This is a genomic window from Streptomyces sp. NPDC102360, assembly GCF_044766085.1.
In the GTDB taxonomy this organism is placed as follows: Bacteria; Actinomycetota; Actinomycetes; order Streptomycetales; family Streptomycetaceae; genus Streptomyces.
Genome location: NZ_JBIWLG010000001.1, coordinates 678,992 through 684,991, shown reverse-complemented (window position 1 = coordinate 684,991; position 6,000 = coordinate 678,992). Strand labels below are relative to the sequence as shown.

The 6,000-nt window shown below is 73.0% G+C and carries 4 protein-coding genes; all 4 read right to left on the bottom strand.

From position 1 onward, the window contains the following. Nucleotides 1-136: 136 nt before the first annotated feature. The 4 genes from ACIRHA_RS03140 to ACIRHA_RS03125 all read right to left on the bottom strand — a co-directional run bounded on the left by ACIRHA_RS03140 (nucleotide 137) and on the right by ACIRHA_RS03125 (nucleotide 5,818). Nucleotides 137-2,251 (bottom strand): MMPL family transporter, encoded by a 2,115-nt coding sequence (locus tag ACIRHA_RS03140; protein WP_403839235.1) that lies wholly within the window; start codon nucleotides 2,249-2,251, stop codon nucleotides 137-139. Nucleotides 2,252-2,496: 245 nt separating this feature from the next. Then, entirely contained in the window at nucleotides 2,497-3,861 is a 1,365-nt protein-coding gene (locus ACIRHA_RS03135) for an MFS transporter (protein ID WP_403839233.1), read from the bottom strand. After that, complete coding sequence (locus ACIRHA_RS03130) at nucleotides 3,858-4,421, bottom strand: hypothetical protein (protein ID WP_403842073.1); 564 nt, start codon at nucleotides 4,419-4,421, stop codon at nucleotides 3,858-3,860. Before ACIRHA_RS03130 ends, ACIRHA_RS03135 begins: the two co-directional genes overlap by 4 nt. Nucleotides 4,422-4,516: 95 nt before the next feature. Further along, a complete protein-coding gene (locus ACIRHA_RS03125; RefSeq protein WP_403839231.1) occupies nucleotides 4,517-5,818 on the bottom strand; it encodes a hypothetical protein in 1,302 nt (433 codons plus the stop codon). Nucleotides 5,819-6,000: the final 182 nt, after the last annotated feature.

Below are 6,000 nucleotides of genomic sequence, written 5' to 3'. Positions count from 1 at the left end.
CCGGAGACCCCACCCGGCGGCCCCCCGCGGGGGGGGGGGGGGGCGGGTCCACCGCCGCGGTCTGCGGGCCCACGCCTGGGGGCCGAAGGTGGGGGCCCGCACCCGCGGGGGCCCGGGACCCCTCGTACGTGTGCCCTCACTGCTGACGCGGCGTCACCAGCTGTTCCGCCGGGGCCTCTTCCTCCCGTACGCCGAACCGCTCGTGCACCTTGCGCAGTGCTCGCGGCGCCCACCACGCACGCTTGCCCATGAGCGCCATCGTCGCCGGTACGAGCAGCATCCGTACGATCGTCGCGTCGATCACGACCGCCAGGGTGAGGCCGAGGCCGATCTCCAGGATGGGGGCGAAGCCGCCCGTCATGAAGGCGCCGAAGACGACGGCGAGGAGCAGGGCGGCGCAGCTCACGACGCGGCCCGAGCGCCGCAGCCCGGTCACCACCGCTTCCTGCGCGTCCCCCGTCGCGCGCCACGACTCGCGCATCCTGGCGAGGATGAACAGTTCGTAGTCCATGGCGAGCCCGAAGGCGATGGCGACGATGAGCGGGGGCGCGGTCAGGCTCAGCGCGCCGAGCCCTTCCCCGCCGAGCCAGGACGCGGCGTGCCCGTCCTGGAAGACGAGGACCACCACGCCGAGCGCGGCGCCCAGGCTGAGCAGTGTGGTGAGGACCGTGCGCAGCGGGATCAGCAGCGAACCGGTGAACGCGAAGAGCAGGGCCAGGATGCCTGCGAGGACGGTGAGCGCGGCCCAGGGGGCACGGTCGGCGAGCATCTGGCGGAAGTCGACGAGCCGGGCGGCGACACCCGCCACGGTCACCGGATCGTCTCCACGCAACTCCCTTACCTGTTCGACGAGTTGGGTCGCCGTTTCTCCGTCGATCGAGCCGGACGGCGTGACGCGCAGGACGCGGGTTCCGTCGCCGAGGGTCTGTGTCTCGGACGACGCGACGCCGTCCAGCGCCTTCACCCGGGTCTCGAAGGCGGGGTCCGTGCCGGGGCGTGCCACGACGACGACCGGATCGACTCCGCCGCCCGCCGGATAGTGCGCGTGCACGGTGTCGTACAGCTGTCGCGCCTCGGTGGAGGCGGGGAGTTGGCGGGCGTCGCCGATGTCGATGCGCAGGTTCGCGACCGGCAGCGCGAGCGTGAGCAGGGCGAGGACGCTCACCGTCGTCACCGCGATGGGGCGGCGGCCCGCGAACCGGGCGAGGCGGGCGAAGACACGCCCCTCCGCGCCGGGCGCGCTCGGCTTCGACGGGGCGATGCGCGCGCCGAACCGGGTGAGGAGTGCGGGCAGCAGGGTCAGCGCGGCGAGCATGTCGACGACCACGACGGCGGCCACGGCCAGGCCCATGCTGCGCAGGAACGGGCTGGGGAAGACGAGCAGTCCGCTGAGGCTGACGGCGACGGTGAGGCCGGAGAACAGGATGGTGCGGCCCGCCCGTTCGACGGTGCGGTGCACGGCCTCGGTGACGTCCGCGCTCGTCCGGCGTTCCTCCCGGAACCGCATCACCATCAGCAGCGCGTAGTCCACGGCCAGGCCGAGCCCGAGCATGGTCGTCACCTGGATCACGTAGACGGAGATCTCGGTGACCTGACTGAAGCCGAACAGAGCGAGGAACGCGCCCGCCACGCCACTGACCGCCACGAGCAGCGGCAGCCCGGCCGCGCGCAGCCCGCCGAAGATCAGCAGAAGCAGTACGAGCACGACCGGCAGCGAGATCAACTCGGCGCGCTGGACGTCCTCCTGGGCCCGCTCGCCGAGCTGGCGGCCGAGCAGTGGGCCGCCGCTGACATGCACGTCCGCTCCGTCGATCTCCTTGACGCGGTCGGCGACGGCGTCGACGGTCGCGTCCTGCGCGTCGTCGTCGAGGCCGCCCTTCAGGGTGACGGGCACGATGAGCGCGCGGCCGTCGCCTGAGGCCAGGTCCTCGGCGGCGTACGGGTTCGGGACGGCGGCGACGCCGGGGATGCGGCGCAGGTCCGTGACGGTCCGCTCGACGTGGGCGCGCAGTGCGGGGTCGGTGACGCGGGGTGCCTCGACGACGGCGCTGAGGGATTCGCCGCGCGGGTCGATGTCGTCGAGGAGTTCGGCGGTGCGGTCGGACTCGGTGCCCGGTACGTCGGGGACCGAGTCGGAGAGCCGGCCGAAGACGCCGGTGCCGAGCCCGAAACCGAGCACGATCAGGGCGAGCCAGGTGAGGATCACGGTACGGGGGCGGCGGGTCGCCGCCCGGGCGAGTGCGCTGAGCACGGCGCCTCCTCGGAGGGTTCCGATGGGACACCGTCAGCGTGGTCGCGCACCGGGGTGCGGCGGATCGCCGGGGCGGGCGGTTCCCGACTCGCGCGCGGGAGGGAGGCGGGGCGCTCGGCATGGGTCGCGCGGGTGAGGGACGGGCGGCGGGCGCGCCCCGCACACTGGCCGGCATGTCTCTCTCGCTGCACCACATCGTCATCGACGCCCGCGACCGGCCCTCACTCGCAGTGCGAAGACAGGACCTAGTGGCCCGCGGGCTCCGCGGCCGCACCGGTATCGGAACTGCCCTCTGGGCCAGCCGACTTGGGGAGCTTGTCCGTTGCGGTGTCTCCCTGGCGGCTCTTCGCTCGGTGCCGTAGCAGGGCCAGCGAGGTGAGGAGTACGGCCAGGAGACCGCCGCCCAGGCCCAGGGCGGGGAAGCCGACGCCGGCCACCACCGCGCCGGAGGCCGCCCCGCCAGTGGCGCCCGCGAGAGAGATGCCGACGTCGACGAGGCCCTGGGTGCGGGCCCGGGTGGCCACGGGGAGCGCGTCCGTAATGAGGGCGGTGCCGCTGACGAGGCCGAAGTTCCAGCCGAGGCCCAGCAGGACAAGGGCCGTGGCGAGCGCGGCGACGGAGTGTGGCGGCGCCAGGGCGGCGAGCGCACCCGCCGCGAGCAACGTCGCCCCGGAGGCCGCGGCCAGCCACAGCCGTCCGATGCGGTCGACAAGCAGTCCAGTGAGCGGGGACGGCAGATACATGGCGCCCACGTGCAGGGCGATGACCAGGCCCGTGGCCTGCGTACCGTGCCCGTGGGCCTGCATGTGGACCGGCGTCATCGTCATGACAGCGATCATCACGAGCTGGGTGAGGACCATGACGGCGGTGCCGGTGGCCACGCCGCGGGTGTCCATACGTCCTGCGTTCCCGGTGGCCGACACCCACTCCCCCGCCTCCTCCTCGGCCTCCTCCTCGGCCGCTCGCTCGCGCGCGAGCAGCAACGGGTCGGGGCGCAGGAGGACGGCCAGGACCACGGAGGCCGCACCGTACGCGGCCGTGGCGAGCAGGAAGGGGCCCGCGAGGCGCGGTATGCCCCAGGAGTGCGCCCAATCCCCTGTCACATGGACGAGGTTGGGGCCGATGACCGCCCCGAACGTCGTCGCGAACAGGACGGTGCTGACCGCCCGGCCGCGCCGCTCGGGCGAGGCGAGGTCGGCTCCGGCGTACCGGGCGAGGAGGTTGGCGGCCGTGCCCGCGCCGTACACCAGCAGGGAGACGAACAGCAGCGGCACGCTGCCCGCGACCGCGGCGAGCACGACGCCGAGGCTGCCGACCGCGCCCGTCCCGTACCCCAGGGCGAGCCCGGGGCGGCGGCCCCACCGCTGGCAGAGCCGCCCGATACCCACAGAACCAAGCGCGGCGCCGCCGGTGAACAGCGCGCTGGGCAGTCCGGCAAGACCCGTGGAGCCCAGCATCTGCTCGGCGAGCAACGCCCCCACGGTGATGCCGGCGGCGAGGCCCGCCCCGCTCAGCGCCTGGCAGAGGACGAGGACGGTCAACACCCGCTGCTGCGCCGGGTGTTCGGGCGTCGGCCGTCCGGCCTGCGGGGACCGTGCCGCAGAGGTCACGCCGCGCCGATCGGTTCGGCGGGGGCGCTCGGCGCCATCGGTTCGAGCGCCGAGATCTCGTCCAGCGGCATGTCCAAGTGCTGGTGCAGGTAGCGCACGATCGTCCAGTGCGGCAGCGCACCCTCGTCGAAGGGCCCGAACTCCCGGCAGTACAACGGGATCCAGCGCAGCGCCTCCTCGGCCGCCTGCTCGCGGCCCGGCTCGGCCTGGTAGTCCTCGTAGGCGATGCTGCGGTGGTGGATGAAGTACCGGCCCGGCAGGCGCTCCTCGCACAGGGCGACGTACTCGCGGGTCTGCAGGATCAGGTAGTGCCAGATCTCGTCGATGGCCTGCTCGACGGGGAGGAAGAGGCCGCTGAGCCGCTCGCGGTACTTCGAGACGAGGTAGAGGTAGCGGAGGCACTCGGTGACCTGCCGCTCCACGTAGGCGTGTTCCTCGCCGGTCTCCTTCACGAAGTGCGCGACCACCTCGCCGTGCAGGTCGTGACCGAGCAGTTCGCGCAGGTCCTCGCCGGTGACGGTCGTGGCGGGCGCCTCTCGCGGGTCGTTCTGGTTGCCCATGTGGTTCTGGTCGTTCACGTCGTTCCCCTCAGGTGCTTTCCCCGGCGCTTCCCCGGTACATCCCGGCCCTCGCTCCCCCGCATGACCGCCGTCACTCAACTCCTCGCCAGCCAGGCGTACTTGCCGGAGGCGCCGATGGGGATGTGGTCCCAGTGTTCGACGCGGCAGGCGCGCCCGGTCAGGGCGGAGACGGAGCGCCCCAGCGCTTCGGACTCGTCCGTGCCGAGCGGCTTGCCGTCGAAGGTGGTGCAGCGGAGCACGGCCGCCTGTGGCCTGCGCCCCTCCGACTCGCCCTCCGTCAGCAGCAGTTGGTGCACGAAAACGCGGGGTGCGGCGGCGGCGATCCGCTCGTCCAGGTCGCCCGCCGCGACGGGCCCGTCCGGCCCGTCGAGGAGCTCCTTCTCCCGGCCGCAGAACGAGACGATCTTCTCGGGGTCCGGTGAGCCGTCCCGGGTACGGGCACAGTCGCCGGAGCGGTAGCGGATCAGCGGCATGTGCGGGTTGCGGACGCTGGTGACGATGAGGGAGTAGAGAGTGCTGCCCGGTGCCACGGGGAGGAGTTCGACGCCCATCCCCTCCAGGTACGGGCGGTATCCGCCGGTGCGGTCGCTGTAGAAGAGGTAGCCGAGCTCGGTGCTGCCGAAGAGGTCCACGACCGGGCAGTCGAACCGGCTCTCCAGGAAGCGGCGCACGTTCCGCGGCGTGTACTCGTACGCGGTGATGATGCTCGCCGGGCGCGGGAACGCCTCCGGGTTCTCCCACAGTCCGGCGTCCTCGGCGTGGCGCACGAGGTGCGCCAGGTGGTAGCCGGAGCAGTCCAGGTGGTAGCGGCCCTCGGGGTGCGAGGCGGCGATCGCGCGCAGCTCACCGAGCATGCGCTCGACATCGGCACGCTCCCACAGGGCGGGGTCGAGCCGCAGGTTGAGGTAGACCGTGCGCTCGTCCAAGCGCCGGTCCTCGAGGGAGGGTTCGGCGTCCGGGGTGCCCCCGTCGCCGCTGCTGCCGCCGTTCTCGTCCTGCCCGCCGCGCTTCTTCGCGTTGACGCGGGCCACGTGTTCGGTCGCAAGGACGGTGGTGAGGGAGGCGCGTCGGCAGCCGTCCCGCCAGGTGGGCGCGATGTCGGGGTGCTCGCTCCACAGCCGGTAGTAGGAGCGGAGCAGGAAGTACGGGGGGCGGATGAGCTGCATCCGCGCATGGTTGGTGCCGGTGGACAGGACGTACTCCGCCTCGCCTGCCGCGAGGGCGGCCTCAAGCCGCGGTGTCATCCAGTTGTCCGGGAATCCTCGGGCGATCTCGGGCTTCTCCAGCACGGGGAAGTGGCCGCGCGCGACGGAGTCGCGGTAGATCGGTATGTCCTTGACCTGCTCTATGACGTCGGCCGTCGGCTGACCGTCCATGGTCGTCCTCGCGGGATCGGGAACGTGGGGGGGGGGTGGGCGAGGCGCTCGCTGTCGCCCGTACGCCGCCTGGAGGCGGGCCGGGCCGGTCCTGTCGATCCGGCCGCGGCCCGCCCTGGGGACCGCCGCTGTCACCTGGGCCGGTGGTCAGCCACAGCCCTGATCATGCGACCGGGTGCGTC

Coding starts and splice junctions, on each gene's coding strand:
- ACIRHA_RS03130 (WP_403842073.1), bottom strand. CDS start 4,421: ATGGGCAACCAGAACGACCCGCGAGAGGCGCCCGCCACGACCGTCACC.
- ACIRHA_RS03125 (WP_403839231.1), bottom strand. CDS start 5,818: ATGGACGGTCAGCCGACGGCCGACGTCATAGAGCAGGTCAAGGACATA.